Consider the following 764-nt stretch of genomic DNA (forward strand, 5'->3'; position numbering starts at 1 on the left):
CCACTTTGTGATTCATGACTGGGGTGAAGTCGTAACAAGGTAACCGTAGGGGAACCTGCGGTTGGATCACCTCCTTACCTGAAGATACTTTCCCGCGTAGTGTCCACACAGATTGTCTGATAGAAAAGTAACGAGCAGAAAAAACCTCTACAGGCTTGTAGCTCAGGTGGTTAGAGCGCACCCCTGATAAGGGTGAGGTCGGTGGTTCAAGTCCACTCAGGCCTACCAAATTTTCACTCATGCCGCGTTATGTTTCCGGCTCGCATAGTTCACTATGCTTCGCGAAAACATGCCTTGCCTGAGTAAAAATTACATTTTCCTTTTGCAAGAAAGAAAATGACTCTCACGAGTGGTACTGAAAAGGTTTCTGCACGACTGTATGGGGCTATAGCTCAGCTGGGAGAGCGCCTGCCTTGCACGCAGGAGGTCAGCGGTTCGATCCCGCTTAGCTCCACCATATACGTCTGTATTTCAATACTTCAGAGTGTACTGGCAACAGTATGCTGCGAAGTATTATGCTCTTTAACAATCCGGAACAAGCTGAAAATTGAAACGACATACTGTTTTCATTCTCCGTAATAAGAATGAATAACACTATGTTCGAGTCTCTCAAATGCTTACAACTGACATTTGTCCTACGGGACGCTTGTGGGTTGTGAGGTTAAGCGACTAAGCGTACACGGTGGATGCCTAGGCAGTCAGAGGCGATGAAGGGCGTGCTAATCTGCGATAAGCGTCGGTAAGGTGATATGAACCGTTACAAC

2 tRNA genes and 2 rRNA genes are annotated in these 764 nt (G+C 47.1%); all 4 read left to right on the forward strand.

Annotated features, from left to right (window positions below):
- Positions 1–77 (forward strand): 16S ribosomal RNA (locus PGH32_RS24525); the annotation flags it as partial.
- 74 nt (positions 78–151) lie between these two features.
- Positions 152–228 (forward strand) — tRNA-Ile (locus PGH32_RS24530).
- A gap of 153 nt (positions 229–381) precedes the next feature.
- Positions 382–457, forward strand: a tRNA-Ala gene (locus PGH32_RS24535).
- A gap of 202 nt (positions 458–659) precedes the next feature.
- Positions 660–764 (forward strand): 23S ribosomal RNA (locus PGH32_RS24540); the annotation flags it as partial.

This window comes from Erwinia sp. SLM-02 (genome assembly GCF_037450285.1).
In the GTDB taxonomy this organism is placed as follows: domain Bacteria; phylum Pseudomonadota; class Gammaproteobacteria; order Enterobacterales; family Enterobacteriaceae; genus Erwinia.